21 protein-coding genes and 7 pseudogenes are annotated in these 26,481 nt (G+C 67.5%); 10 read left to right on the forward strand and 18 right to left on the reverse strand.

Translation table 11 applies throughout. The annotated features are described in order from the left end of the window. Positions 1–81: 81 nt before the first annotated feature. The 4 genes from IE109_RS29530 to IE109_RS29545 form a co-directional block, all read right to left on the reverse strand. Positions 82–1,155, reverse strand: coding sequence for a fatty acid desaturase (locus IE109_RS29530; RefSeq protein WP_189554428.1), 1,074 nt, complete (start codon positions 1,153–1,155; stop codon positions 82–84). A 123-nt stretch (positions 1,156–1,278) separates the two neighbouring features. After that, entirely contained in the window at positions 1,279–2,580 is a 1,302-nt protein-coding gene (locus IE109_RS29535) for a beta-ketoacyl-[acyl-carrier-protein] synthase family protein (RefSeq protein ID WP_189554429.1), read from the reverse strand. A 457-nt stretch (positions 2,581–3,037) separates the two neighbouring features. After that, positions 3,038–3,724: a lysophospholipid acyltransferase family protein gene (locus tag IE109_RS29540; protein ID WP_308431411.1), complete on the reverse strand. Its 687-nt coding sequence runs from the start codon at positions 3,722–3,724 to the stop codon at positions 3,038–3,040. 119 nt (positions 3,725–3,843) lie between these two features. Further along, the gene (locus IE109_RS29545) at positions 3,844–4,605 is read right to left on the reverse strand and encodes an HAD family hydrolase (protein ID WP_189554431.1); all 762 of its coding nucleotides are present in this window, start codon (positions 4,603–4,605) and stop codon (positions 3,844–3,846) included. A 991-nt stretch (positions 4,606–5,596) separates the two neighbouring features. On the opposite strand from IE109_RS29545, the gene IE109_RS29550 reads away from it, so the two are divergent. Continuing rightward, entirely contained in the window at positions 5,597–6,892 is a 1,296-nt protein-coding gene (locus IE109_RS29550) for an SAM-dependent methyltransferase (protein ID WP_229891704.1), read from the forward strand. 27 nt (positions 6,893–6,919) lie between these two features. Here the strand turns inward: IE109_RS29550 and IE109_RS33800 are convergent, their stop codons facing one another. After that, a complete protein-coding gene (locus tag IE109_RS33800) occupies positions 6,920–7,051 on the reverse strand; it encodes a hypothetical protein (RefSeq protein ID WP_268251494.1) in 132 nt (43 codons plus the stop codon). A 20-nt stretch (positions 7,052–7,071) separates the two neighbouring features. Between IE109_RS33800 and IE109_RS29555 the strand changes: the two are divergent. After that, a pseudogene (locus IE109_RS29555) lies at positions 7,072–7,376 on the forward strand (transposase); the annotation flags it as partial. A 630-nt stretch (positions 7,377–8,006) separates the two neighbouring features. On the opposite strand, the gene IE109_RS29560 reads toward IE109_RS29555, so the two are convergent. The 3 genes from IE109_RS29560 to IE109_RS29570 are packed head-to-tail and all read right to left on the reverse strand — an operon-like array spanning position 8,007 to position 10,848. After that, the gene (locus IE109_RS29560; protein WP_189554432.1) at positions 8,007–9,212 is read right to left on the reverse strand and encodes a cytochrome P450; all 1,206 of its coding nucleotides are present in this window, start codon (positions 9,210–9,212) and stop codon (positions 8,007–8,009) included. Continuing rightward, complete coding sequence (locus tag IE109_RS29565; protein WP_189554433.1) at positions 9,212–9,775, reverse strand: cupin domain-containing protein; 564 nt, start codon at positions 9,773–9,775, stop codon at positions 9,212–9,214. The genes IE109_RS29560 and IE109_RS29565 overlap by 1 nt, the downstream gene beginning before the upstream one ends. Positions 9,776–9,795: 20 nt before the next feature. Beyond that, a complete protein-coding gene (locus IE109_RS29570; RefSeq protein WP_189554434.1) occupies positions 9,796–10,848 on the reverse strand; it encodes a type III polyketide synthase in 1,053 nt (350 codons plus the stop codon). Positions 10,849–11,045: 197 nt separating this feature from the next. On the opposite strand from IE109_RS29570, the gene IE109_RS29575 reads away from it, so the two are divergent. Continuing rightward, a complete protein-coding gene (locus IE109_RS29575; protein WP_189554435.1) occupies positions 11,046–11,867 on the forward strand; it encodes an alpha/beta fold hydrolase in 822 nt (273 codons plus the stop codon). A gap of 33 nt (positions 11,868–11,900) precedes the next feature. On the opposite strand, the pseudogene IE109_RS29580 reads toward IE109_RS29575, so the two are convergent. Next, a pseudogene (locus tag IE109_RS29580) lies at positions 11,901–12,361 on the reverse strand (IS5 family transposase); the annotation flags it as partial. 253 nt (positions 12,362–12,614) lie between these two features. Between IE109_RS29580 and IE109_RS29585 the strand changes: the two are divergent. Next, positions 12,615–13,019: a peptidase inhibitor gene (locus IE109_RS29585; protein ID WP_189554436.1), complete on the forward strand. Its 405-nt coding sequence runs from the start codon at positions 12,615–12,617 to the stop codon at positions 13,017–13,019. A gap of 552 nt (positions 13,020–13,571) precedes the next feature. Here the strand turns inward: IE109_RS29585 and IE109_RS33455 are convergent. Then, positions 13,572–14,071: pseudogene (locus tag IE109_RS33455) on the reverse strand (GNAT family N-acetyltransferase); the annotation flags it as partial. A 477-nt stretch (positions 14,072–14,548) separates the two neighbouring features. Between IE109_RS33455 and IE109_RS29590 the strand changes: the two are divergent. The 3 genes from IE109_RS29590 (at position 14,549) to IE109_RS29600 (ending at position 18,406) form a co-directional block, all read left to right on the forward strand. Beyond that, positions 14,549–16,603: a pre-toxin TG domain-containing protein gene (locus IE109_RS29590; RefSeq protein ID WP_189554437.1), complete on the forward strand. Its 2,055-nt coding sequence runs from the start codon at positions 14,549–14,551 to the stop codon at positions 16,601–16,603. Positions 16,604–16,614: 11 nt separating this feature from the next. Further along, the gene (locus tag IE109_RS29595) at positions 16,615–17,289 is read left to right on the forward strand and encodes a hypothetical protein (RefSeq protein ID WP_189554438.1); all 675 of its coding nucleotides are present in this window, start codon (positions 16,615–16,617) and stop codon (positions 17,287–17,289) included. A 193-nt stretch (positions 17,290–17,482) separates the two neighbouring features. After that, on the forward strand, positions 17,483–18,406 hold the full coding sequence (locus IE109_RS29600; protein WP_229891715.1) for an ALF repeat-containing protein: 924 nt from the start codon (positions 17,483–17,485) through the stop codon (positions 18,404–18,406). Here the strand turns inward: IE109_RS29600 and IE109_RS29605 are convergent. Beyond that, positions 18,396–19,034, reverse strand: a complete 639-nt coding sequence (locus IE109_RS29605) for a hypothetical protein (RefSeq protein ID WP_189554440.1) — start codon at positions 19,032–19,034, stop codon at positions 18,396–18,398. The genes IE109_RS29600 and IE109_RS29605 overlap by 11 nt on opposite strands. 654 nt (positions 19,035–19,688) lie before the next feature. On the opposite strand from IE109_RS29605, the gene IE109_RS29610 reads away from it, so the two are divergent. After that, positions 19,689–20,423 (forward strand): restriction endonuclease, encoded by a 735-nt coding sequence (locus IE109_RS29610; RefSeq protein ID WP_189554441.1) that lies wholly within the window; start codon positions 19,689–19,691, stop codon positions 20,421–20,423. A gap of 325 nt (positions 20,424–20,748) precedes the next feature. Beyond that, positions 20,749–20,904, forward strand: coding sequence for a hypothetical protein (locus IE109_RS29615; RefSeq protein WP_189554442.1), 156 nt, complete (start codon positions 20,749–20,751; stop codon positions 20,902–20,904). A 954-nt stretch (positions 20,905–21,858) separates the two neighbouring features. On the opposite strand, the pseudogene IE109_RS29620 reads toward IE109_RS29615, so the two are convergent. From IE109_RS29620 to IE109_RS29630, 3 genes and pseudogenes are all read right to left on the reverse strand, one after another. After that, positions 21,859–22,011, reverse strand: a pseudogene (locus tag IE109_RS29620) (IS630 family transposase); the annotation flags it as partial. Between the two features lie 602 nt (positions 22,012–22,613). Further along, positions 22,614–22,706 (reverse strand): annotated as a pseudogene (locus tag IE109_RS29625) (IS21-like element helper ATPase IstB); the annotation flags it as partial. Between the two features lie 57 nt (positions 22,707–22,763). Continuing rightward, positions 22,764–23,534, reverse strand: coding sequence for a methyltransferase domain-containing protein (locus tag IE109_RS29630; protein ID WP_189554444.1), 771 nt, complete (start codon positions 23,532–23,534; stop codon positions 22,764–22,766). Between the two features lie 28 nt (positions 23,535–23,562). Here IE109_RS29630 and IE109_RS29635 point away from each other — a divergent pair, with 28 nt between their 5' ends. After that, positions 23,563–23,997 (forward strand): MerR family transcriptional regulator, encoded by a 435-nt coding sequence (locus tag IE109_RS29635; RefSeq protein WP_189554466.1) that lies wholly within the window; start codon positions 23,563–23,565, stop codon positions 23,995–23,997. Positions 23,998–24,017: 20 nt separating this feature from the next. Here IE109_RS29635 and IE109_RS34155 read toward each other — a convergent pair. The 4 genes and pseudogenes from IE109_RS34155 to IE109_RS29655 form a co-directional block, all read right to left on the reverse strand. Beyond that, positions 24,018–24,198, reverse strand: a pseudogene (locus IE109_RS34155) (hypothetical protein); the annotation flags it as partial. Then, positions 24,179–24,593, reverse strand: a pseudogene (locus IE109_RS29645) (transposase family protein); the annotation flags it as partial. The pseudogenes IE109_RS34155 and IE109_RS29645, both read right to left, overlap by 20 nt. 24 nt (positions 24,594–24,617) lie before the next feature. After that, positions 24,618–25,463: an ABC transporter permease subunit gene (locus IE109_RS29650; RefSeq protein ID WP_189554445.1), complete on the reverse strand. Its 846-nt coding sequence runs from the start codon at positions 25,461–25,463 to the stop codon at positions 24,618–24,620. Further along, positions 25,460–26,368 carry an ABC transporter ATP-binding protein gene (locus IE109_RS29655; RefSeq protein ID WP_189554446.1) on the reverse strand — a complete coding sequence of 303 codons (909 nt, stop codon included), beginning with the start codon at positions 26,366–26,368 and terminating at the stop codon, positions 25,460–25,462. Before IE109_RS29655 ends, IE109_RS29650 begins: the two co-directional genes overlap by 4 nt. Positions 26,369–26,481 lie beyond the last annotated feature (113 nt).

The following is a 26,481-nucleotide window of genomic DNA, read 5'->3' on the forward strand; positions in this document are numbered from 1 at the left end:
ACAAGCGCTCGGCCCGCGCCCCTGCTCGGCCGCCGTTTCCCCGCCCCCGGGGTAGGCGACCCCGTGCGGTACGCCGGGCGCCTACGGCAGCCCGTCCACGCCGGCCTTCAGCGGTGAACTGCCGTGCGGGGCGGCTCGCATCGCCGGTCCCGCGGCGCTGACGTCGACAAGCCGCTGCTGGTCCTCGTCCCACAGTCGCAGGCGTAGCGACCGCAGGCTTGACCTCAAGGTGATGACGGTCGCCTGATGAAAGATCGGGTTCTCATCATGACACCTGCGCAGCGCATAGTTCGGAATGCGCGAGCTCAGGTGGTGGACATGGTGGTAGCCCAGGTTGGCCGTGCACCACCGTAGCAGCGAAGGGAGCTGCAAAAACGAACTGCCTCGTACGGCAGCCGTGAAGTAGTCCCAGCGTTCTCGCCGCTCCCAATAGGTGTTCTCGAACTGGTGTTGCACATAGAAGAGGTACACCAGGGCGGTGCTGCTCAACAGCAGTACCGGGCCATACACCAGGAGGAATGCCGTCAGCGTGCCCGTCCACCACGTGAGCGCGATGACGCCGGCGAACACCGCGTTCGTGCAATGGACCGAGCGACGTTCGGTCGACCCGCTGGACGGGTTCACCAGCCGTTGCCCCACCAAGAGCAGCAGAGTCGGTCCGGCACCCAAGTAGAAGGCCGGGCTACGGAACATCCGGTACCGGAGACGGCCCCACCGGGACCGTCCGAGATATTCGCGCACCGTGAGAGTGGGGACGTCGCCGACCCCCCGGCGATCCAGATCGCCCGAAGTGGCATGGTGGAGCGCATGCGCCTTTCGCCACTGGTGGTACGGAACGAAGGCGAGGAACCCACAGAAGGTCCCCAACGCGTCATTGGCCCTCCTCGAGCGGAAGAACGAGCCGTGACCACAGTCGTGGAGGATCACCGCGATGCGCACGAGAAGCGCGGCTGCCATCGGGGACAAGGCGAGTGTCCACCAGTAGGAGTGGGAGAGCACGAGGCACATGAGGTAGAGCAGGGCGAAGTACAGAGGGAAGGTGTTCGCCACCTGAGCCAGGCTCTTGAGTGTGTGGGTCGTTCGATACCGAGCGACGATGTCGCGCCATGGCTCCCTTTGGCCGGGAGCGTTTCCGGTGCTGGCATCGGATGTCATGCTGGCTCCTGCTTGGACGGCGTGAAGAATTGCGTGCGGGAGTGCTCGAGGAGTGCGCCGGCCGGTTCCGGTGCCGAATCCTCGTATCGGAGGCGTGCGGGAGGAGTGAGTGGCGTCGGCGGTTCAGTCGGGTCGGCTGCCACGCATGACAAGGACGGCGTTGTGCCCGCCGAAGCCGAATGAGGTACTGACCGCGGTCCTCATGCGTCGTTCTCGCGGCGTCTTGGTGACGATGTTCAGCTCCAGAGCGGCGTCCTGGCACTGGAGGTTGGCGGTCGGGGGAATCTTCGCGTGCATCAGGCTGAGCAGCGTGACTGCGGCCTCGAGCGCCCCTGCCGCCCCCAGGGCGTGTCCCAGCACGCTCTTGTTCGCGGTGATCGGCGGACCAGCCGGAAACACCTTCCGCAGTACGAGCGCCTCGGTTTCGTCATTGAGCCGGGTGGATGTGCCATGGGCGTTGATGTGGTCGATGCTGTCCGCACCGCAACCGGCATCGAGCAGGGCCGCCCGGATGGCAGCCTCTGCCGACTCGCCCGTCGGGGCAGGAGCGGTGGGGTGGTACCCGTCCGCGGTAGCGCCGTAGCCGGCTAGATACCCGCGCAGCCGCGCCCGCCGACGGTGGGCTTCGCCGGCGCGTTCCAGCACCAGAACGGCTGCGCCTTCACCGAGCACGAATCCATCGCGTTCGGTGTCGAAGGGCCGTGAAGCCGCTTCCGGGTCGTCTCTGCGGGAGGACAGTGCGCCCATGCGCCAGAAGGAGGCTGCGGTCATTCGGCTACGACCTGATTCGCTTCCTCCGGCCAGCACGATGTCGCACCGGCCCGAACGAAGCAGGTCCATGGCGGTTCCCAGGGCTGTGGTGCCCGAGGCGCATGCGCTGCTGGTGGTGAAGCAGACACCCCGTGCACCAAGGTCGAGGGCGATCTCTCCGGCCGCCATGTTGGGCAGGCTGCGGGGGATGTTGAAGGGTGACATGAAGTCAGCCCTGTCCTGCTCGAGCAGGGAGAAGGGTTTCTCGTAGGAGTGCAGGCTGTTGCTGCCGACTCCGAGAACGACACCCACTCGTTCCGACTGCCACTGCGCGGGGTCGAGGCCGGCGTCAGCGACGGCTTGCCGGGCGGCCACCACCGCGAACTGGGCGAAGGTATCGAGCCGCCTGGCCACCTTGTGTCCCAGCACTGAGGCGGCGTTGAACCCACGAACCGCGCACGAGAAGTCTGCACGTAGGCCGTCGAGAAGAGGATCACGATCCGCCAGCGAGAGGCCCCGGCACAGCCGGTGCCAGTTCTCTTCGAGCCCGATGCCCGCCGGCGACAGCATGCCGATTCCCGTCACTGCGATGTCTCTGTTGCCCAATGGACGAACCTTTCTGTAGCGCGCGCTGGGATCGGCTGCTTCACCGTCAACCTGGGCGAGCGGGGGCATGTGGGGGTCGCAGCCCGACGAGATGAGGTCGTGCGCGAAAGGCAGCAGGTCAACAAGGGTTTTCGAGGTGGAGGACGGGTCCCTGCTCGCGCGAGGTCAGCGGACCGGGCGCGCTCAGACTCCGAATGGCTGTGCTGGCACTTATCGCACCGAGGGTCAGCCAGCGTGGGAGCGAGTGCGCTGAAGATGGCAGGCAAAGCTATTGGCCATTATGTCTGTTCGCCAGCGGCGTGGCCGGCACCCGGGAACAGCTGCGTCAAGGCGAGTCGTTCCTGGGTTCGCCAAGCCTACTGAAAAAATGGACGCAAGTGGAGTGGTGAGTCGGTCCGTGAGCCGTATGGCCTAGACGATGGACCGGCCGACGAAATGCATTACAGGCAGGGGTTCACGACTCGCCTGCGATTGTCGTGCCCCGTCAGAGCCGTTGCAGACCAGTGCCGGCCTCTGCGCCCAAGACTCAACCTCTGACTGCCTGGGAGGTCTTGATCTTGGTTGCGTAGACGTCGACGTACTCTTGGCCCGACAGCTGCCTGACTTCATTCATCACCGTATCCGTGATGGCGCGAAGGACGTAGCGGTCGCGCTCCAAACCGTCATAGCGAGAGAACTCCAGCGGAGCGCCGAAGCTGACCTTCACGCGGGCTGGACGGGGCAGGCCCGCTCCGCTCGGCTGCACCTTTTCCGTCCCGGTCACGGCGAAAGGAACAATGGGTGCACCCGTCATCAAGGCAAGCCGGGCAATTCCTGTCCGGCCGCGGTAGAGACGTCCGTCAGGAGACCGCGTACCCTCTGGAAAGACACCGAACGCATGCCCTTCATTGAGCAGTCTGCATCCGGTCATCAGAGCAGCAGAAGCAGCACCTACGTGGCCCCGGTCCACGGGAATCATGCCGCCGCTGGAGAAGAACCAGGACTGCAGCTTGCCTTTGAAGCCTTTCCCGGTCATGTACTCGCCCTTTCCGATGAAAATGACCCTTCTCTGACACACCAATTGCAGGATCAGCGAGTCAAGAAAGGCGACATGGTTTCCCGCCAGAATTACTGGTCCAGTGGGGGGAATATGCTCCTTCCCGCGCATCTTGGGGCGGCATACCAGCGAAAGAACAGGCCCGAGCGTAGCTTTGATGAGCCCATACCGGGACAACGGAGCCTCCGTCATGCGTTGAGCGATGCCTTACAGGACGTGCGCAGCGAGGTGCATGTTTCGAACAAGTAGAAAGTCTCGGTAGGATTTTCCGCAGGACCTTTCGGCGGCCTCCTCGCCTACCGGCTGCTGCCGAACTCGGGGTCCCGGCCGGTAGCCGGCCTCCCCATCTTCTCCTTGGCGATCAGAATCGGCCATCCCGACGAAGTCGCATGCCTCCGCAACCGCCGGTCGGGATTGACGACACACGGGTTTCCCACCGCCATAAGCATCGGCATATCGGTGTACGAATCGCTGTAGGCGTAGCTGCTTTCGAGGCTCCACCCGTTGTTCTCAGCCAGTGAGCGCATGGCGGTCGCCTTGCCCTCGGCGTACGGGTAGCTTTCGACTCCACCTGTGAAGCGCCCCTCGCGGACTTCAGGACGGGTGGCGATGACGTGCTCAATTCCGAGACTTGCGGCGATGGGTTCTGCGACCACGTGACTACTTGCGGTGACAAGCACTAGCGGACGTCCGGCTTCGCGATGGCGTTCCACGAGGTTTTGAGCTTGGCGGTAAACAAGAGGGAGGAGCACCGTTGGCAGACTGGCCCTTACGATCTCCGTCACTTGCCCCACTGTCCAACCGCTTCCGAGCTTTTGAAGCTCAAGAAGCAGACTTTGCGCCTCCCTTTGACCTCCCCCCGCCGCATGGAAGCGAATCTGCCCGACTACTGCTCGGATGAAGACGGACCGGTGGATCAGGCCTTCTCGATAGAAGACGGGCGCCAAGGCCAGTGTGCTGGACCTCGCGATAACTGTACGGTCCAGGTCGAAAAAGGCGGCTCCTGTGGACGGAGGCTGCGCGTCCCGTGGTGCTGCTTGCTGCGGCGAGTTGATCACTGAAAACCTCGATCATTCAAATTTCCGACGACTCGTCAGAACTTAATATTTTTCGCTCGCGCGCACGAAAACATGCTGTCGTTGCTGCGCCAGGGTCATCGGGCCTGCATGTGGGCACCATAACAAAACTTGCGTAGAACGCAGCCTTTCTTAGGTCATCCCCGCATGGCATGGGGCGGCGAATGGTTTGGCCGGAACCAGCAGTATGCGAAAGATCGTCAACCAGCTGACCATCATATAGGTCTGCCGGATTCATTTCCGCAGACAAGTCGCTCGGAGGTGTTGTGGGTTAGTTGAGGGATGAATTTGGCGGCGGTCGGGGTGTTTCGGTTTGGGGCCGACCGCTGGCCATGTCACCGACCGCTTCAGCCGATGCAGAGTAGGAGCCGCCGAGAATGACGGGCCGCTGATGCGGATCGGACAGTGCGGCACCACGCGCGGCATCCGGATCCAGGTGGTGTCTTCAAATGATCTTGGGTGGGGTCGCGTAGCGGCGGCGTGGAAGGGTCCACACGGGTGTCACCTGTGTCGAGCAAGCCTTGAGCCCCGGGCGGAGCACGTTCTCGCCAGATGTCCTGTATGTCCTGTCGGCGAAGATCTTCCGGCAGCCGCCCCCCTTTCCGTCCTGATCGGAAGGAGGGCAAGGGAGCCGCGTGGTCCTGGAGGGTGAGGCTGGCGTGACGCGCTCCCGCTCGTTTTCTGGCGTTGAGGACCTTCGGTACAGCCATCAGCGGCTCTCCATGGGTGTGCCGCGCCTGGGTCCGTCAGCCGATGCCGGCGTCTTGCGTCAACCTCGGGCCGGCGCACGGCTGCAGCAGCGTGCCGGTCGACGCGGACGATGGTGGAGCCGACAGACAGGCCCCAGCCGACGGCGATGAGATAGCCCGTTTGGGTGAGACCGGCGTTCAGGCATGGCGCTGCGATAACTCTCTCAGTCAAAGCCCGTTTACTGAGCACCAGTTGAATTCGAGTTGGCGATACCGGAGGACCCGTGACCGAGCCAGAACTGCCAGGGGCTGCCCAGGAGATCGCGGCCTTTCTCGAACGGATGGTGGGCGGACCGCTCGATTTCGGCGTGCGCGCCTGGGACGGCAGTGCTGTTGAGGGCGGATCCGAGTCGGTGCTCGTACTGCGAGACGCTCGCGCGGTGAGCCGGATGCTTTGGCGCCCCGGGCAGCTCGGCGCCGCTCGTGCGTTCGTGGCCGGCGACTGCGACATCGAAGGTGATCTTGTCGGCGTGGTACGGCAGTTGGGCTCCGTGTTGGGAGTGCCGTGGCCCGAGCTTGCGAGCGCCGGACTGGCGGCCCTCCGGCCCGCACTGAGCTGGAAGATCTTCGGCCTGCCCGTCCCGGCACCCTCGGCCGAGGTCCGGCGTTCCCGCGGAGCACGTGCCGTCCGACACCATTACGACGTGGGTGACGAGTTCTACCAGCTGGTACTGGGCCCCTCCATGGTCTACTCCTGCGCCTACTGGCCGGAGCGCGGTGAGCAACCCGGCTACAGCCTGGAGGAGGCGCAACGGGCCAAGCTCGACCTGATCTGCCGCAAACTCGACCTGCAGCCCGGCATGCGGCTGCTGGACATCGGCTGCGGCTGGGGCAGCCTGCTGCTGCACGCCGCTCAGCACTACGGGGTCGAAGGGGTGGGCGTCACTCTCGCCCGGAACCAGGCCCGGTTCGCCGCCCAGCGGATCGAGAAGGCGGGCCTGACGGATCGGCTGCAGGTCCGGTTGCAGGACTACCGGTCGGTGCAGGACGGCCCGTTCGACGCCGTGTCAAGCATCGAGATGACCCACCACCTGTCTCGCTCCGGACAGCGCGAGCATGCGGCCGCTCTGGCCCGGCTGGTGGCGCCCGGCGGCCGGGTGCTCAGCCACGAATTGTGTGTACTGAGGAGCGGGCGAAAACTGATGCGCAGTCCGTTCCTGCTCCGCTACCCCCATCCGGATCTCCAACCCGGTACGGTTGGCCGCAGCGCACTGCTCGCCGAACGCTCCGGCCTGGAACTACTCGACGTGGAGAATCTCCGCGATCACTTCGTGCCGACATGCCAGGCTTGGTTGGGCAACCTGGAACGGCACCGCGAGCGCGCCACGGCCCTGGTCGGGGAGGAGACGGTGGCCATCTGGCGGCTCTTCTTCGCCGTCGGCCTGCTGGCCTTCGAGGCAGGCCTGGCCAGCGTGCAACACCTGGTCTGCACCCGCCCCCGCCCGGTCGGCAGACACATCTTCGCACCTCAGCCGATTGAGTATCGTCGGCCAGAGCCGGGCGCTGTTCCGGCCGTCTGACGGCGAAGCGGGACTCGACCGCCCGCCTCACGCCGCCCCCTCGGTCTCGGCGGCAAGCCGTGCGAACTGGTGGTCACCCCAACGGAGAGGAATGACCACCAGTTCGCACGGTCGGTCAGCTGCAGCACCCAGGACCAGGATGGCCAGGACCACGGTCACGCCATCTCCTGACGGTGTTCACGCCCGGCCAGGCCGGAGACGTACCGGCGTTCGATCAGGTGATGGCTGCCATGGCCGCCATCCGGATCCCGCGTCGAGTCGGCCGGCCCAGGACCAGGCCCTTCGTGGCGTTGGCGGACAAGGCGTACTCATCAAGGGTTATCCGGGACCACCTGCGACGAGGCGGAGTACGGGCCGTGATCCCACAACCTGCCGACCACGTGGCCCACCGCAGCGCAGAGGCCGCGGTGGCGGTCGACCGCCCGGATCCGACCGCGAGGCCTACAAGCGACGCAACACCGTCGAACGCTGTATCAGGCAGCTCACGGCCGGAGGCATCCCTTCTGCGGGTCGAAGCAGAAGAGTCCGTGCTCGCGAGCCAGGGCAGCGGTGTGTTTGGACACTTCCTCAGCTTCGCCATAGGACATGAGCAGGTACACCATCGGCCCCGACGCCTCCTCGAGACCGGCGGTTACGGCCATACGACACTGCGGTCGTCATCCGGGTATCGCGCGACGAGGGCTTCCACGTAGGCCACGATGCGCGGCACCGGAGGTACGACGACACCGTCCGACTCCAGATAGCGCTCGCGAGCCAACCCATGAACCCCGCCACCCTGCGCGACGCACTCCGATAAACCGCCGCCGCAAGAACTCCTCGCCGACCAAGGCAGCCGACGCGATCGACGGGGCCCGCCAGTGGACCGCGAACGACCCGGCCGTCCTGCCCGCACGCGTCCGCAGGGATCTCACTACGCTGCTGCCCCACCTGCGGGGAGAGCCGGGCAGTGTCCTCGTCCCGGACGGCGCGTTCGTCGGCGGCGTCCGGCAGAACGGCGCCCTGCCCCAGGTCGGCTACGTCATCTTCACTGACAGCACGCCGTGGCCCCGCCTGATGGCGCGGGGTCGCTCGCGTGGTGGGTTCCGTCGGCGTCATCGTGCCGCCGGGGTCGGGTCTACCAGGTGACCGGTAGTGCCTCCGGTCCTCGGATGAGTACGTCTTTCTGCCAGGGAACGTTTGCGGGGTCGGTGGCCAGCCGCAGGTCGGGGAGGCGTGTGAGGAGGGTGGTCAACAGCAGTTCGGCTTCCATGCGGGCCAGCAGTGGTGCCAGGCAATGGTGGGGGCCGTAGCCGAAGGCCAGGTGGGGCGGGCCTTTGCGGTCGATGTCGATCCGGTGCGGTTCGGGGTAGCACCGCTGGTCCCAGTTCGCGGCCACGTAGGAGACGTAGACGGCTTCGCCACGCCGGATCAGGACGCCTCCCACCTCGACGTCCTCGGTGGCGATGCGTGCTTGTCCCACGCCGTGCTTGTGGGGGATCCAGCGCAGCAGTTCTTCCACGGCCGCCGGTACGGCGTGCGGGTCGGAGCGCAGTCGGTTCTTCAGGCTGTCGTCGGTGAGCAGGAGGTAGACCATGTTGGAGGTGTGGTTGCGTACCGCGTGCCAGCCGTTGAGGGCCATCAGCGTGGCCAGGGCGAGGAGTTCCTCTTCCTCGATCTTGCCGCTGTCGACAGCGTCTCCGAGTTCGCTGATGAGGTCGGCCTGCGGCTGGAGCCGGCGTTCGCGGACCAGTTCGAGGAAGAAGGCGCGGGCTTCTTCCTTGGCCTGCCGTGCTCGTTCGACCTCCGTTTCGTCCTTCGCCCGGGTCAGCACGGCATCCGCCCATGTGCGCAGGCGCGGCCGGTGCGCTTCCGGCACACCCAGCACAGCCCCGATGACATGCATGGGGAAGGGGGAGGTCACGTGCTCGACGAGGTCAGCGGGAGGTCCGGCTGCGACCATGGAGTCGACGAGTCGGTCGAGTACGGCTTGGGCGCGGGGGTGCAGGGCTGCCATGCCGGAGCGGTTGAACGTCGAGGAGACCACGGAGCGGACGCGGGTGTGGTCGGGCGGGTCGACGAAGCTGACCGCACGGTCCAATGGGATGAGGTATTTGTTCATGCTGGGCAGTGGCCGGCCGACGATGTCGCGGCTGAACCGGGGATCAGAGGTGACGAACCGGACGGCGTCGTGCCGTGTCGCCAACCAGCACTCGCCGGGAGCTCCGTGCGGCAGCCGGATCCGGACGACCGGTTCGGCCCGCAGCGCCTCGCGGAGAAAGGGGTCGAAGTCGAGGGCAGCCAGGTCCGACACCTCGTACAAGGGCGCGGTTACGTCCTTCATTACTGGCTCCTGGCTGGCTGGTCATGGCGCAGCGGTGTGAGCTGCTCGATGTCGTAGCGGCGGCGCAGCGCGGCGATGGCGTCGTGGTCCGCGGGGCCGTCGGCGGACAGGATCTCCAGGAGCTCCTCGAAATAGCGCTCATGGTCCGGGGGTGGGGATGACTGGAAGAACATCCGGGCCGGAACGCCGGTGGGGTTGGCGAAGGCGTGCGGGCAGCCGGGCGGGACCAGGATGACCGTGCCGGGCGTGGCACGGACCACACGCTCACCCTTCGGCGACCGCCACCCCCGCCAGCCGTCCGCGGTACGCACCCGCGGCTCGAAGGCGAGAACGTCGAGTTCGCCCTCGAGGACGTAGAACAGTTCCTCGCTGCGCGCGTGGACGTGCGCGCCGACGTCGAAGCCCGGCGGTACGAGCACCTCGAAGCTCGATGCGATGCGCGACTGTGCGCCGGTCACTTTGAAGGTCACATGCTGGGCGGCCGCACGAAGGGTACGGCCCTCACCGGGTGGCACGATCAGGCCGCTGCCCGGGGCCATCGTGGTCACGGGGTGGGCAGTCATCGGGTTTCCTGCTGGAAGAGTCACGGCGTACGGCTCCAGTGGCCCAGCGCCATCTCGGCCGTGATGCCGGGGCCGAACCCGGCCAGCAGGCCGCGTGCCTGATCGGCGGCACCGCCTTCGTCGAACAGCCGGCGCAGCGCGTCCAGTACGACGGCGCTCGCGATGTTCCCGTACTCGGTCAGCGTGGCGCGGCTGTGACGGAACGCCTCCGGCTTGACGTGGAGGAAAGTGCTCAGGTCGTCGAGGATCCGCGGCCCGCCGGCATGCACGATGTAGAAGTCGAGGTCCGCGGCATCCCAGCCGTGATGGTCGGCGAGGCCGCGCAGCGCGGGGGCCAAGGGCTCCATGGTGCCCGGCACACGCTTGTCCAGCAGGAAGTGGAAGCCGGTCGCGCTTACGTCGTACGCGATCCAGTCCTCCGTCCCCGGGATGAGGTACGAGCCGTTGCGCTCCAGGCGGATCCCGTGGCCCCCCGTCCCGCGGACGACAGCGGCGGCCACACCGTCGCCGAACAGGCCGTTGGACAGCAGCGATCCGATGCCGAGGTCGGTGGGCTGATAGCACAGCGAGCAAAATTCGCATGCCACGATCAGCGCGTTCGCCCCCGGGTGCGCCGTGCAGAAGTCATGCGCCCGGTTGATCGCCGCACCGCCCGCCGCGCAGCCCAGCTGAGCGATCGGCAACTGCCGCGTATCGGCCCGGAATCCCATCGTGTTGATAAGCCACGCGGTGAGCGAGGGCATCATGAACCCGGTACAGGACACATAAACGATCATGTCGATATCCGCGGCCCGCAGCTCGCTGTCCTCCAGCGCACGCCGTACGACCAGCGGGACACGGGCCTTCGCCTCGGTCGCGTACAACCGGTTGCGCTCCTCGAAGCCCGGGTGCGCGAGTGTCGCGGCGATCGGCTGCACGAGGCGGCGCGTGCGCACCCCGGTGTTCTCGATCAGGCGCAACGCGAGGCCCAGCTGGGGATGGCCTGCATGCCGCGACCGCGCGAGCGCGAGTGTCTCCTCCATGGTGATGACGTATTGCGGAACCGAGACGGCTGGCCGACACAAGGTCGCCATAGGACACCCTTACCCCACCGGCACGAGAGTGCCTTCGCTGACCTGGACGCATCGTTAACGATCAGCACCCACCCCGGTCACCCTCCGTAGCCGTGGCTAGGGCCTGTCGGGCGGATCATGGAGCCGAGCTGAGAGCGGCTGCTTCAGCTGCGGCAATTCGGTGGACTGGCCTGGATGTAGTGTGCAACGTTCCTGGCATGCCGAGCGAGATAACCCTGCCAGAGTCCTTCGGAGCCGCGTCGCTGGAGTCCTTCGACGGCACCGCCATCAGCTATCGACAGCTCGGCTCGGGGCCACCGGTCGTCATGGTCCACGGCTCCGGCGGTGGGTTGCACTCCTGGCAGCCGGTGGCCGAGCACCTCGCCGACCAGTTCGAGCTTTGGATACCCGCCCGGCGCGGGTATGCCCCGAGCGGGCTGGGCCGGTCGCCGAAGCGCTTTGCCGACGAGGTGGGGGATCTCGAGGCACTGATTGCTAAGATCGGCAGTCCCGTGCACCTGGTCGGTATGTCCTATGGAGCCTCCGTCGCCCTGCACGCCACGGCAAATGGACTGCCGGTTCGCTCGCTGGTGCTGTGGGAGCCACCTCTGTACGCGGCCGGGGAAGAACTGGCACCCGTCCTGGGCGAGTTCTCGGCGCTGACCGCGAACGGTGACCGACGGCAGGCCGATCGGTTGCTGGCGGAGAAGGTGGCCCGCATCCCGGCCGCGCTTCTGGACCTCATGGATGCGGGCGAGCCCCCCGATAACGAACCCGACGACGCGCCCGGCTGGCGCCGTGACCTCGAGTCGATGGCCGCCGACTCGGTGGACGTGGAGCGCTGGTCCACGGTCAGCGTCCCGACACTGCTGATGCGGGGCGCCGACACCTGGCAGCCGATGCCAGCGACGCTCGACCGGCTCGCGACCGCACTGTCCCACGTCACCTACACGACGTTCCCCGGCCAGACGCACTTCGCGCCCTCGGTTGTCCCGGAAGCCGTGGCGGCGGAGATCGCTCGCTTCTTGCCTCGGTCCTGAAACCGTTCAGGACTGCGGGCCAAGCTGGTCACGTCACGACCTGAGCCACAGGCGGACCGCGGCGACGGTGACGGTGCCGTGAAAGATGTAGGCGCGCTTGTCGAATCTCGTGGCCACGGCCCGGGAGGTCTTCAGCGCGTTGATTGTTCGCTCAACTTCGTTCCTGCGCTTGTAGATTGTCTTGTCGAAGCTGGCGGGCCGGCCGCCCTTGCCGCCGCGGGCTTGGCGGTTGGCCCGTTGGTTCTCCGGTTCGGGGATGGTGTGCTTGATCTGGCGTCGTCGCAGGTAGCGGCGGCTTCGGCGGGAGGAATACGCTTGGTCCCCGCCGAGATGGTCGGGACGAGTCCGGGCCGCCCACCGTCCATGCGGGCGACACGGATGCGTTCCATTAGCGGGATGAACTGCGGGGCGTCGCCCCACTGGCCCGGGGTGATCAGCAGCGCCAGTGGGCGGCGTCCGCCCTCACCGGCAAGGTGGATTTTGCAGGTCAGGCCGTCACTGGCCGGCCTCCTGCAAGAGGTCGCTGACGCTTTGGCTCGCTAATGCTGGTGGTGGTGGTGGTGGTGGGGTGGGGGAGGGTCAGATCTCCGCCGTGACTGCGTCCGGATAATATGACGACCAACCCTGGGGTGCAGTAGCTTCACAGTGGGATGTCGCACGAGTGGCGTGTCACCACAGTCGGGTGCAGCCACGGAGGCCAACTAGCTGAGAAGTCACTCCATACGACGACTGTTCAGGAACCACATCGTGACTCTCAAGCGCGTGGGTGCGACCCTCGCAGCAGCCCTTGCCCTCGTGTCCAGCAGCGCCCTGGTCAACGCCGCACCCGCCGCCGCGCTCGGTGGATGCCCCGTGAACCAGCTCTGCCTCTACGCGGGCGTGAACTTCAACTACATGGACTTCCGCACCGGCACCGTATCTGGATGCTGGTACTGGCCCAACTACTCGACGGCTCACAACCGGCAGATCGTCTCGTACGTCAACGACCTGCCGGTCAATGCCAGCCTCTGGAAGCCTAATCCGGTGAACCGGGTCTACTACGACGCCGTCGCCACCATCCGTCCTGGCGGCTTCAGCACCTCCACCGGTTCGTCCTCCGCGTTCAGCATGGTGGACTATGTATGCACTGGGTCGGCGTCGCCGAATCACTGAGGCGGCGGTGTCACCACCGGACAGTGTCCGGTACAGCTGACCGACGCCGAGCCGGCCCTGAGCCCGGTGCGCTCCTTGCCTTAGGGCCCGCTGCAAAGCGACCTTGCCCAGAGCAGGAGCGACGCCAGAGTGACCGCTGCTTCGTAGGAAGTGGCGGTCTTCTCATACCTGGTCGCGGTGCCGCGCAATGGTCGACGGTGTCGCGGCGGCGGTAGGTGTCGCGGTCGAAGCCCGGTGGTCAGCCGTGCTGGTCGTCTCTCGGGGATGGTGAGTGCGATCCCGCGTTTGCGTAGATGGTGCGGAATCCGCGTGAGCTGTCTGGGGTGTCCGGTGCGCGACGTCGTGGTGCAGCGAGGGGGGCCGGGGCGGGTGCCGCGTATGCGGACCTGACGCAGCCAGGCAGCCTCATGACGCTGAGTGAGCTGTCGGGGGCTGCCGATCGCGGTCGGGGATGATCCGCGGTGAGTGACGGGGGGGGGGGGGCTGGCCGCGGAGGCTGTGGAGTCACATGTCCGGGTGTTCTTCGAGAGGCACTCCGTAGAGGGTCGTCGACTACGACCTCGGGCCTGTGGACCCTGCTCGTGACGACGGCCGGCGGGACACCCCTCGGGCGTCCCGGTACACGTCCCGGGCCTCAGGCTGCTGCTCGAAGCCGGCCGACCTGTGGGCGGCGACAGCACCGGCATTCGAGCCCGGGGTGCAGGCGATCGCAGAGGACGAGCCCAGCTCCCGGAGCGCGGTCGCAGCGGCTGACGGTGATCGCCCTGCCGTAGCCGCGACGCCGATGTTCCCGGTGCACGCCCATCGGTTCGAGCAACCCCGGCTTCCCCGGGCCGGCTGACCACACCGTCACCGGCCGCCTCCGCGCTGCCCCGGCGGTCGTGGGCGACCAGACTCCGGGGCTCGGCGTACGGCGACCCGGCGGCCATCGCGTGCCAGCGCTCGTCCGCGAACGTCGACCCGTCGAACGCCGCCCGATGCACGGCGGCGCGCACGTGCGTCTGCTCCCGACCGACCACCTCCATCCTCACACCTGCCTCCTCCACCGGCTCCGCTTGTCGTCTTCAGTCGACGACGCCACTGAAACGCCGGGCGTACGGCGACGCGGCCGTCTAAAGCGTGTTGCACTCGGGCGCTGTGGCGCCATGCCCACAGGGGGGCGCTCCGGCTCCCGTTCTCGGTCTGCTCGGCGAGCGTTTCGCTCACGTCGCGGTGGGGGCCGTCGAAGACTCGGCCCCGGCATCGGTCGGGAGGCCTGGCTGTTCCCAGGGCTCGAAAGCGAGGGGCACCGCGCGCAGCGCTTCCGAGAGCACCGCCGCCGCACTCACCCGGACGCGGCGGCATTTTCGCGTGGAGCCCGGACGTCCGCCCCGGGTGATCACGCGGTGTCGCCGAGGCATTAAGCTACTCGTCGGTAATCGGGGGGTCACCGCGTCCACGACGCGTCCCGTCCCCCTGGGGGAACACAGGGCGCCGGGCGCGCCGGACCGACCATCCGGTGGTGCCGCGCCCTCCGGCACGGGACGTACATGTACCACCATTCGAGAATCAGGGCCGTCTCCTTCCTGCTCCTGCTCAGCCTCTTCGTGACGCTCGGCATGGGCAAGGAGAGCGCGGTCGCCGCACAGAGCATCCAGGTCGCCGCCGCCGAGCAGAAGCTCGCCCGCGCGGAGGCGGAGCTCGACGGCGACCGGCTCGCCTCCATCGTCAAGGGCACCGCCGCCGTCTCCGGCTGCGGCAAGCTGCCGCTCCTGGAGAAGCCCGCCTGCTACCGGGACTTCGCCGGGAAGGCCGTCAAGGTCGGCGCGGGCATCGGCATGTTCGCGTACGGCATCCACTACCTCCACAAGGACACCGTCGACCACTTCGGCACGGTGAAGAAGGAGGTCGCCGGGCTCCAGAAGCTCAAGGACGCCTTCAAGCAGGATCCGACCACCATCGCGGACCCCGAGTACCGCAAGAAGGTCGAGGACCAGATCCGCGAGGTCGCTGCGGGCGCGCAGGCCGACATCGACAAGCTGATCCGGGACGTGTTGGAGACGATCGAGACCATCCTGGTCATGATCCAGCTGACGATGATGCTGATCCAGCTGGTCCTGATGCTGGCGAAGATCGTCGGCGACCCGAAGTTCCAGGCCGCCGTCAACAGCGTCAAGGGCAGCCTCGACGGCATCAACAAGGCCCTCGACGACATCAACGCCGGCTTCGCGCAGATGAACCGCGGCCTGAACACGATGAATGACGCCGTTGACGACATCAACCGCTCGCTCGACGACATGAACAAGTCCATCGCCAAGGCCAACAAGGGCATGGACCAGCTCAACCAGGGCATCGGCGAGGCCAACACGGCCGTCGACGACATGAACAAGGTCGTCCCCGCCATCAAGAAGGCCGCCGAGGGCCTGCGCGAAGTGCCCGCCTTCGAGTTCGACTTCTCCGACCTGGGCAAGACCTGGAGCGACGGCTCCTCCGGCCTGGACGACGAGGAGCGGCAGCGCCGGATGTCGATCCTGCTCGGCCTGCTGCCCGGCATCGGGGACGGCAAGGGCATCGTGGAGGCCGTCACCGGCAAGGACCTGGTGACCGGCGAGCACGTGAGCGGGTTCGACCGGGGCCTCGGCTCCCTGGCCGTGCTGCGCTGGCTCAAGCTCGGCGGCAAGCTCGTCCCGGACGACATCAAGGGCGCACGCAAGGGTGACGCGGTCTTCGAGTGCAACAGCTTCCCGGCTGGTACGCCGGTGCTGATGGCCGACGGCTCGCACACGCCGATCGAGGACGTTCGCGCCGGTGACCTCGTCCTGGCCACCGACCCGGGCGGTGACGCCGAGCTGACCCTGCCGCGACCGGTGCAGTCGGTGCCCTTCACCTCCTCGTACACGGACAAGGTGTTCGTCCGCCTGACCGTGGCCGCAGGGGAGGGGGACGCCCGCCGGCAGGGCACCGTCACCTCCACCGAGAACCACCGGTACTGGCTGCCCGAGCGCGCGAGCTGGGTGCCGGCCGGCGAGCTGCGGCCCGGCGACCGCCTGCGCACCCCCGAGGGCACGTCCGTGACGGTCACCGCCATCGACCGCTCCGGCGAGCGGCACGACACGTACGACCTCGACGTCAGCGGCATCGACAGCTATTACGTCCGGGTCGGCGGCGAGGACGTCCTCGTCCACAACTGCACCGACCTGGCCCGCGCCGAGCGCCTGTTCCCGGGCGTCGCGCACACCCTGGACGAGCACGTCAACGTCACCCGGGACCAGATGAAGGCCCTGGCCGTCAAGAAGACCCGGAAGGTCGGCCGGCCCACACCGAACTCCCGCTGGGCCAGCGCCGACCTCGCGCAGAAGGCGGTCAACCAGCTCGTCGCCGACAAGGGGGAGGAGATCAGGAAGTGGGTCGCGGAAGCCGGCAAGCCCAACGGGAAGCAGCAGCTCACCCTCACCGGTACGTACGGCACCGGGTCGCTGGGTGACAGCATGGACCACCTGGGCAACTACAGCTCCACCACCAGCAACCGCTTCAAGGTGACGCTGGCCATCAAGAAGGGCCACAAGCCCGGCGGCTTCTACGTCCTGACCGCCTACCCGCTGTAAGGGAGCGACCCATGCACGACCCCTTGGCCGTACGGGACCACCTGGCATCGGACTTCGGAGCGACCGACCTGGGCACGTCCTTCCACCGCGACTGGAGCAACTACGCCGACAGCGCGCTGGACCACATCGCCCAGCGGTACGGCACGCAGGGCGACCCGACGTCCCTCCTCCTGCTCATCGAGGACCTCCTGCGACTGAGGGATTCCGGCCTCAGCGGCGAGGAGATCGGCCTGCTGTGGTACGCCACGGACATATCGCTCGGCGCTCCGGGGACCCCGGGCAAGGAGCGGGAGTGGCTCCAGGAGGTGCTGTCCTTCGTCGTCCCCCTCGCGCGGTCCCGCGGCGCCTCACCGGACTCCTGTGCGACGTACCCCGCGTGCGTGCCGGACGGAACGAGCGCGGCTGCGGTCGAGCACCGGCGGATGACGGCGGAGGTCGTCGACATGGTAGGCGTGCTCGACCAGCGGCAGCCGTGGAGCTTCGCCCCGCTGGTCCCGACACGGCAGGCGCTCGTGCGCTGCGCCGAGACGGTGTGTCCGGAACTGGCGTTCCGCTTCCTGCTCTGCGCCACCGGTCCGTTCTGCTCGCGCCTGTCTCCGGCGGCGTACGAGTGGCTGGAGCGCCTCAGCGCGGCGTTCGGGCACGGCCCGCACGTGGTCGGTGCCGTGCGGCACCTCGTGGACTGACGGGCCGTCGCCCCCGTCGGCGTCCGTCGGTGACCATGCGGGCCGTACCCGGCCGGGTGCCTTCCGGCCGGTACGGCGCATGCTCGGGTGCCGCTGGCCTGACAACCCGTTTGACCCGGCACCGGAATTCGCACAAGATCAACGCGTACTCGAAGATGATGTGAAGATCATTTCCAAGATTTGGTAGGTGCACATGAAGCTGACCCGCGTGCCGGCCATGGTCGCGGCGGTGGCCATCACCCCCGCGCTCCTGTTCGCCGTCCCGGCGATCGCCGCCGACGGTGGGACGCCGGCCGCTCCGGCGCCGTCCTCCTCGCCCTCGGAGCCGACCCCCGCCGAGAAGGACCGCGCCGCGATCCTCAAGATGCTGGCCAACCCCTACACCGGGCCGGGTGTGCGCGAGGCGGCGCAGAAGGCGCTGAACGGCACACCCGAGGAGATGCGGACGTTCCTGGAGTCCGGACAGTACGAGGAGCGCCTCGTCGACGACGAGGTGAGGGTGTCGCAGATCTTCAGCAGGGGCGGCCCCGCGGTGAAGGAAGCCGCCAAGAAGGCGCTGAAGGGCACCCCGCAGGACATCGTCGACTTCCTGGAGTCCGGCCAGTACCGGGCGCAGTACGAGGACGACAGGGTGCTCGTCGCCCAGATCATGCACCGGGGCGGCCGCGGCGTGAAGGAGGCGGGCAGCAAGGCGCTGGACGGCACGGCGGCCGATGTGCGGTACTTCCTGAACACCGGGCAGTACGCGGCGCGTCTCCAGGACGACCGGGTGCGCGTCGCGCAGATCATCGGCCTGGGCGGACCGACGGTCAAGGAGAAGGCCCGGCAGGCCCTGGAGGCCGGCACCGCGCAGGCCATCCAGGCCTTCCTGGACACCGGCCAGCACGCCGCGCGCCTCGCGGACGACCGCGCCCGTGCCACCCGCATCCAGGCGGCGGGCGGTCCCGCGGTCAAGGCCGCGGCGGCCAAGGCGCTGAAGGGCACGGCGGACGAGCTGCGCCACTTCCTGGACATCGGCCAGTACGAGGCGCGTGCCAAGGACGAGGCGGCGAAGAAGAAGCCGGCCCCGGCGAAGAAGCCCGCGCCCGCGAAGCCCGCCAAGTCCGTCAAGCGCTGAGCGGGAGCCGGGAACGGTCCGGCACCCCGTGCGCCTCCGAGGCCCGCACCCGGCTGGTGCGGGCCTCGCGGCGTCGGGGGCTCCCGGTGACCAGCCAGGAAGAGGGCGGGCGCGGGCTGCTGCTGATCGCGACCTGTGCGAAGGACTGGGGCCGGCCGCCGCGGACGGCTGCGGACCGCCCCGGTCCGGCGAACCGGCCACGGTGCTCGGCTGCGGTGCCACAGGCCATGATGCGCACGTCGCGGTGTGTATGGCTGCCGTAGACCGGTCGCGGTTGTACGACCGCGGTGCGCAGCCGCGGACGGCCCTCCGGCAGAACATTCGCCGCGACGGCGGGCGTAAAATCCGGATCGCGAACGACCAGCTGGGACAGATCGCCATCCGGACGACCCGACTCCAGAGCCGGTAGATCGATAGGACCCCACCGGACCTGCGCCATGTCACCGCCCAGGCACCACCACCCGTAGGCCTTGCCGCTCGCGGTGTCGACCGCTCCTCCGCCACCGGAGGATTCGGTGCGACAGACTTCGCCCGCCGCACCGACCAGACCGCAGGAGACGTCACCGGCGCCATCCACCAATGGCTCGTCGAGACCGGCCGTATCCACCCCGACGCGCTCATCATCCACCTTGAGATCCGGACGTGGCGGCCCCGGTCATAGTCCCGCTCCCGCCCGTAAGAACCCAGGTGGCGAGGGCTGAGGCCGGCGAGGAAATCACATCGCCCTCATGGAGGGCTCCGTGGCAGTGCCCCGATGGTTCTATGTCGAACAGGAGCGCTCGATCCCGCCGTTCATCGCGGCCGTAGGCACCCTGATGCATGCCCGTTCTGGCCACGAGCCGGCACATCTCCGCCAACAACGGTTGGCTTCCGCCGGCGTGACCAGAACCCAGACCAGGTGAGCGGCGTGTGCAGGCACGGCATCGAACGCCGCATGTGAGGGTGTCTATTTCTCGCTCTGGACAGGACCCGGCAGCTGATCGTTCCGCTGGTTGTGTCAGTGCCCGCTGCTACACCCAATGACAGGAAGTGAGCCGTACCTGTGGCTCGCGCGCTAAATGGGGAGGGCAAACATGGCGGGCAAGGTACCGGAGGGCTACGTCCGGGTTCGCAGCTATCTCAGGCGCAAGCCAGCTCCCGGCCGGAAGAAAATGAGCGGCTGGAGCATCGCTGCGATCGTCGCTGGCGTCTGGCTGTGGGGACAGGTCGTCGGGTTCGGTGAGTCCACCGATACCCCGGCGCACTCGCCGGCCCCCTCCCTCTCGCAGCCGGCGTCACGCTGATGACGAGGCGGCAGCTCAGGCCGCGCATGCCCCAGGACCCGGGGGAGTGGGCCGCGGCCGCAGTCGTCGCCGTCGCAGCAGCGGCGCTGCTGGTGAAGACCGCTGTCGCCGCCAGGACAGCCGCCGTCCAGGCCTGGCCCGCCCTCGCCCTGCTCGCCGGCGCAGCTGTGGTCCTTGCGGGTGGCCGGGCGGTGCGCTCGGCACGGGCGGCCCGGGCACGTGCTGCGAGTCTGGCACGTCTACGCCTGACCCTCGTCGAGGTCGACGCGCTGAGCGACGTCCAGTTCGAGTTCGCACTCAGGGACCTGCTGATACGGGATGGCTGGACGGCCCGCCGAGTCGGCCAGCAGGGAGATCAGGCCGCCGACGTCATCGGCCAGCACCCCCGGTACGGCCGGATCGTCATCCAGGCCAAGCACACCAAAGTGGCGGCCAAAGTCGGCTCACACGTCATGTATCAGGTCAAGGGCACCGCCGGCCCCGTCCACGGAGCGGACATCGCCGTCGTGGTCACCAACGGTGGCTTCACACGCGACGCCAAGCGCTGGGGAGACCAGCACCGCGTGCACTGGATCGACCGCGACCGGCTGCACACCTGGGCACACGTGGGCACCCCGCTGCGTGACTTGCTCTGCTTGAGGGGTCGCAGGGGCTGGTCACCACACCTGCGAGTTTTTCGGAGGTGCACCCGCAGCCTTGTACAGGGCGAAGGTTCAGCCGCCCGGCAGGCGTAGCTGCCCACATGCTGAGCGGGGCGGTACAAGCAGCTGCACCGCCCCGCCGGTGTTCAAAGGGCGCGTCGGACGCGGAGGCGCTTCCGCTGCCCCACTCTCCTAGTGTCGCGCTCGTCGCGTCAGAGGCACTTCTATACCAGGCGGCCCTGGAATCCGTCGCACGGAACCGTGAGCGCAAGGCCCGGCCAGGCCGGGACGGATGCAAGGAGGGGGGTGGTTGTGACATGTGAGGCCGAGCATACGTCGTGTGGGGTGCAAACGACGGGCGGGGTACGGTTCGAGTCGGACAGCGCTCCGGCGGGTAGACGAGTGGGAGGGAAGCCAGGTGGCAGAGCGGTACCGCGTGGAGTGGACCTACGAGGGCAGCTCGATGGCGTCATACGACACCTATGACGTTGTCGGCGCCGAACGCTACATGTCCAGGGTCATGGAGGACCCGGTCGCCGAGGACGTCAGGATTGTCGAAACCGAGCCCGAATAGCGGGCCTCGACCCGCGGCGTCGGCCAGCTCCTGACAGGTGCCATGGCAGGTCGGACGTCATGCGATTCAGAATCCGGTGATTGCGACGAACACGGACTCTGTGGTGAAGCGGTCATCACCGCCGACACGAGGGACGTCTTTTGTCCGTTCGTAGCGGTCGCCCACGCCCCGCTACTCAACGGGCTTGTGTGCAGTCGCCTTGTCGGGCTCGCCCCGGAAGCGTTCGGCGGGAGTGCGCCTGCCCTGACGGAAAGCGGCGAGATCGGCGTCGAACCCTATCGCGGATCCCACGAACAGAACCGACTCGTCGCACCCCACGAGGATGCTTCCTCCACCCCGGGTGCCGGCTGGCCACACACAGATTCCGAGTCCGTCGGGCAACTCCCGTACCGTGAGCGCTCCAGCAGTGCCGAGCTCCCCAAAGAGCGTCGCTGCTATGCGTGCCAGGCGATGGACGTCCATGTTCCACTCCCCTTCGTTCCAACCGGAACGTACCTTCTCACGGGCAAGGCAGAGTGCCTGGTGGCGTCACCTGCTTGGCGCTTGCCCTAAACCTTCCGCATTCTGAAGAAGGAGCTAGTTGTGGATGCCGCCACGGCTCGATTCATAGCAACGGTCGCGGCTCTGCCGCCCCAGACTCTCGCCGCCGCGTTCGACCACGCCGTCAGCCGGCGTCGGCAGGGTGGCCGTGAGGCAAGCCGTGCCCTCCGGCTCTCCGCATCAGAAAACTCCGAGCTCGACCACGCCGTAAGGTCGGCGCTGCTTCCCCGAAGTGAAGGAACTCAATGCATACCGCGCGGGACTCCACTCGGACGCCAAGTCCGTCTGCGTGATCGCAGCCAGGGCCGTTCGGAAACCCGCCACGCTCCCAGCCGAGCAGTACGCCCTGCTTACCGCCCCGTTCACAGTCGTCGGCGTCGCAGTCCCCCGCCACCATGCCGCCTATTGAGGTTCTCAGGGTGGGGTCGGTGGCGCGAGGGGCAGGCCGGTGGCGGTGAGGCAGCCGTCGATCAGGTGTGGCCGGAGCTGGATCCTGCGTAACTCCCGGCTGAGTGTGCGGTCGAGGTCGTCGGGTGTGCCGAAGGCGGTGTTGGCCATGGCCCGCTGGCTGCGTAGGTGGAAACGAAGAACGAATGTCGGTCAGTGCTGGCGGCGTTGCTGGCCTGAGGTGCCTGGAGATGTCGGTCAGAACCAGGAACGGCTGGAGGTTCAGACAACGATTCGACGCATCCACCAGAAGAGGTTTTGGGGCGCGAAGGGATTGTTGAGCGTGCGGTCAAGCACGCGTTCGCCTGCGGGACCGATTACTGCGCTGAGCTCGCGTCGTGCCTGGGACCTCAAAGCATGGAGTGTGATCTCCAGCAGAGTGCGGACGTGGAAATCGCCACTGCGGAGGTCTGTGTCATCGCGTTCGTAGAACGGCTCGAGGCCTCCGCGTGGCCGGCGGACAGACGTATTCCAGCAGCGGAACACGTGTGCGACTTCACCCGCGGGGAGGCTGTGGCTTCGTTCGAAGGCGGCGATCTGCCTGTTTGCCGAGGCGGACAGTCCGCGGATCACGGTGCCCGCCGATGGTGCGTTCGGCGTTGCGGGACTGCGTCCTGATCTCGCCCGGTGACCGGCGAGGCATGAACACTTCCAGTTGGAAGACGTTGGGTCGACCGACCTTAGAGCTCGTTGGCGACAGAGACCAAGTCCTCAGGAGCGGTTCAGCTGACCGGCTGTTGTTCAGCGCGCGCACGGGTGGTTGCCAGCCGGTAGGAGTCTGTGCCCGCTTCGATGATGTTGCCGCCGAAGGTGAGAAACGTTGTTTCCACGAAGTTCTCGAACGGCTTCGGACGCAGCGGGTCGGGGAGCACTCAAGCGGAAGCGGAGGCCACGAAAAACGGAAGGGCGATGAGGAAGCGGTCGGCCTCGGCGCGTCGGCGCTGCTCGGCGAGCCACTTGTCCGCCTGGTCACGGCTGACAGCCCCGCTGGCGCAGGCCGGCTCGGCGAGCCTCGCGAGCAGCGACAGCATCGCGGGGTCGGTGAACACACTGGTGTGCGCCTCGACTGTGACATCGTCGAAGCCGCCGGCCAGGAGCAGGCTGCGGTACTGGCGGCCGGCGCGGGGTGTGCCCAGGAGGTCGGCGCGGGCGTGCACGATCCTGCGGGTGAGCGCCGCGTCATCCGAGTCGATCATGATGGCGTCCCAGTCCTGACCGACCAAGACGATCCTGCCGCCCGGGCAGAGGACCCGTCGTGCCTCCGCCACCGCGCGCCCTGGCTCCTGGAGTACGTGGAAGACCTTGTCGGCACGGTAGCCTCGCACGCTTCCGTCGGCGAACGGCAGATTCTCCGCCCCCGCTTCCCGGAACTCGGACTCCGGCCACCGCTGGCGGGCCGCCGCCAGCATCCGCTGGCTGGGATCCACGCCCACCGCGTGGACGCCGCGTTCGGCCAGCTCGGCGACGGCTCGCCCGGCGCCGCAGCCGACGTCCACGACGGTCGAGCCAGGGACGAGAGACAGCAGTTCGTAGGAGCGGGCCCGCAGACGGACGGCGCTTGGCACCTGGTCCGCAGAGTCGAGGACGGCCAGCAGTGCTTCGGTGTCGCGGTGCTCTTCCACCGCTTCCTGATTCTTGAACATGGACGTCATGCTGCGACTTAATGTCAGCATGAAGTCAAGCGAAAACGGCGGCGCCGGCACGTTGAGCATCGGCGCTCTTGCGGCACGGTTCGGCCTGGCCACGCACGTGCTGCGACATTGGGAGACGATGGGTCTGCTGCACCCCGGACGGGACGCTGGCGGGCGCCGCCGCTACGGTGCGGACGATCTCACCCGCGTGGCTACGATCCTCATCCTGAAGGAGGCCGGCCTTGCCCTGAACACCATCGGGAGCTTGTCCGCAACCGTCGACCGCACTGCCCGGTACAAGATTTTGCGTCCCGTGGCCGAAGAGCTCCGGTCGAGAATCGCGGCAGCCCAGACCTCATTGGAGCTGATCGAGGGCGGTCTGAACTGCGAGTATGAGGACGTCACCCAGTGCCCGAACTATCGGCGGCTCATCGCCGAGCGGGTCGGCCCCGAAGTCCGGCCGGAGAGCCAGTGATCGACGCCGGGGCACCACCCTCATGAGACGGCACACCTAATGGTGTCCGATTGGAGTTCAGGTCCGAGCCATAGCCTGATCGCGGCGACGGTGACCGTCGCGTGGAAGACGTACGCTTTCTTGTCGTAGCGCGTAGCGATGGCTCGGAAAAGCCTTGAGCCGGTTGATGGTCCGCTCCACTTCATTGCGGCGCCGGTAGACCGTTCTCGGATACCAGCGTTGCGATGGCCTGGTAGGTGTCGGGGAGGCAGTCGCGGCGGTGGGTGAAGCGCTGAAGCTGTTTCCAGCGTTTGTGGTCGGCGAGGGCGTGTTCGACGGTGATGCGCTGGGAGGAGTGCTCGTGCCGCTGGCGTTCGTTGTACTCGAGGAAGGGGCGTGTCGCGCCCGGCCGTAGCTTGCGCGGCTGGGTCAGGGCCTGGCCGCGGTGGTCCTTGCTCAGTCCGAGGTAGCCGTCGTCGAGAAGCACGTGCACCTGGTCGAAGTGGTCGAAGCATCCGCTGATGTCCGCTGATGCCAGCGGTACGGGCTGCGGCCGCGTCATGCATACGCCCGGGTCGTAGGGCATCGACCCACAGGGTGCGGCCCTCGCCGTCGGCCGGGCAGTTGGCCGACCGGCCCTCTCACTGGTCGCGCCGTTGTGCGCTGGTGACGGCGAGCACGGCTGCGGTGAGCGCCCACACCGCGTAGACGGTCCAGGCTCCGCCGGTCGTCCACGGGAAGTCGGTCTGGCGGGGGTCGACCTCCACGAGCCGCAACCACGCCTGATACAGCGTGGCGTGGCCGGCGACCGCCGACCAGTGGCGGCCCTCGGTGAAGACGATGGGCAGCACGAGGATGACCGCCACTGCGGCGATCATGGTGGCCGAAGTGTGCCTGATGACTGAGCCGATGGCCATGCCGACGACCGCGCACACGGGCGCAAGGAGGGCGGACGCCATGACGACACGCAGGGCGCCCGGGTAGCTCATCGATATGCCTGCGTCCCGGCCGTCGAGGATCGCCTGCGTCAGGCCGAACGAGGCCACCGCGACGATCGAGCCGAAGACGGTGGCGACCGCGGTGACGACCACTGTCTTGGCGGCCATCACCGAACGGCGGTCCGGAACGGCCGCGAACGTCGTACGAATGGTGCCCGTGCTGTACTCGCCGATGATCGCGAGGGCACCGATGGCACCGAGAGCGAGCATCATGACCATGGCGGAGTTCGCCGTAAACGCCTCCTGCAGCGGAATTCCGGCCCGGACGTAGTCGGCCCGGTCCGCCGCGCTCCGCTCCGGCCAGTAGTTATAGGTGTCGTAGGCGGTCCCCGCGTTGAACGCGATGACGGCCAGGAAGGTGGCCCCGTACGCGATCCAGGTCGAGCGCAGCGACCGAAGCTTGATCCACTCGGCGGCCACCAGGTCGTAAAAGCGGGCACGGGGTTCGTCGGCGCCAAGTCCGCCAACGGGAGCGTACGTCGTGGTCACTGAGGGTCTCCTGCCAGGTATTGCACGCTGTCGGCGGTGAGCTCCATGAACGCCTCTTCCAATGAGGCGGACCGGGTGCTGAGGTGATGCAGCGGAATACGGTGCTCCATGGCGATCTCACCGATCCGGACCGCGGTCACACCGGTCACGGCGAGCAGGTCGCCCGCCGTGTCCACGGCCGCGCCCTCGGCCGTCAGCAGATTTCTCAGGGCGGCAGCGGCGGGCGTACACACCGTGACGCTCTGCCCAGTGCCGCGAGCGGAGAACTCGGTGAGGCTTTCCGCCGCGATCAGCTCACCGCGGCCGATGACGATCAGCTGGTCGGCGGTGTGCTCCATCTCGGACATGAGATGGCTGGAGACGAACACCGTGCGGCCCTCGGCGGCGAGACGCCTGAACAGGTCACGCACCCACTTCACGCCTTCCGGGTCGAGGCCGTTGAGCGGCTCGTCAAAGAGCAGTACCGGTGGGTCACCGAGCAGGGCGGAAGCGATGCCGAGCCGCTGCTTCATGCCGAGCGAGAATCCGCCGATGCGGCGCCGGGCGACCTCGGCGAGGCCGACCTCCCGCAGCACCTCCTCCACCCGACGCTGCGGAATGCGGTTGCTGCGGGCCAGGGCGGACAACTGCGCCACCGCGCTGCGCCCGCCGTGCACATCGTGCGCGTCGAGAAGGGAGCCGACGAGACGCAGGCCACGGGGGCGGTCGCGAAAGGAACGGCCGTCCACGGTGACCGTGCCGCTGGTGGGCTCATGCAAGCCGAGGATCATCCGCAGCGTGGTGCTCTTGCCGGCGCCGTTCGGACCGAGAAACCCGGTTATCAGGCCGGGCCGCACGGTGAAGGTCAGGTCTTTGACGGCCGTCGTGCCGCCGTATCGCTTCGTGAGCTCGTTGACTTCGATCACGGGGACCACGGTGCCGGTGGGCGACCCCGCCCGTAATCGGACCACCGATGACAATCGGACAGGACGGGGGTCAACCCTGGTTGTACGGCCGCGGTCGGATGCGCCGTCAGATA

The organism is Streptomyces lavendofoliae (assembly GCF_014649735.1).
Lineage (GTDB): Bacteria > Actinomycetota > Actinomycetes > Streptomycetales > Streptomycetaceae > Streptomyces > Streptomyces lavendofoliae.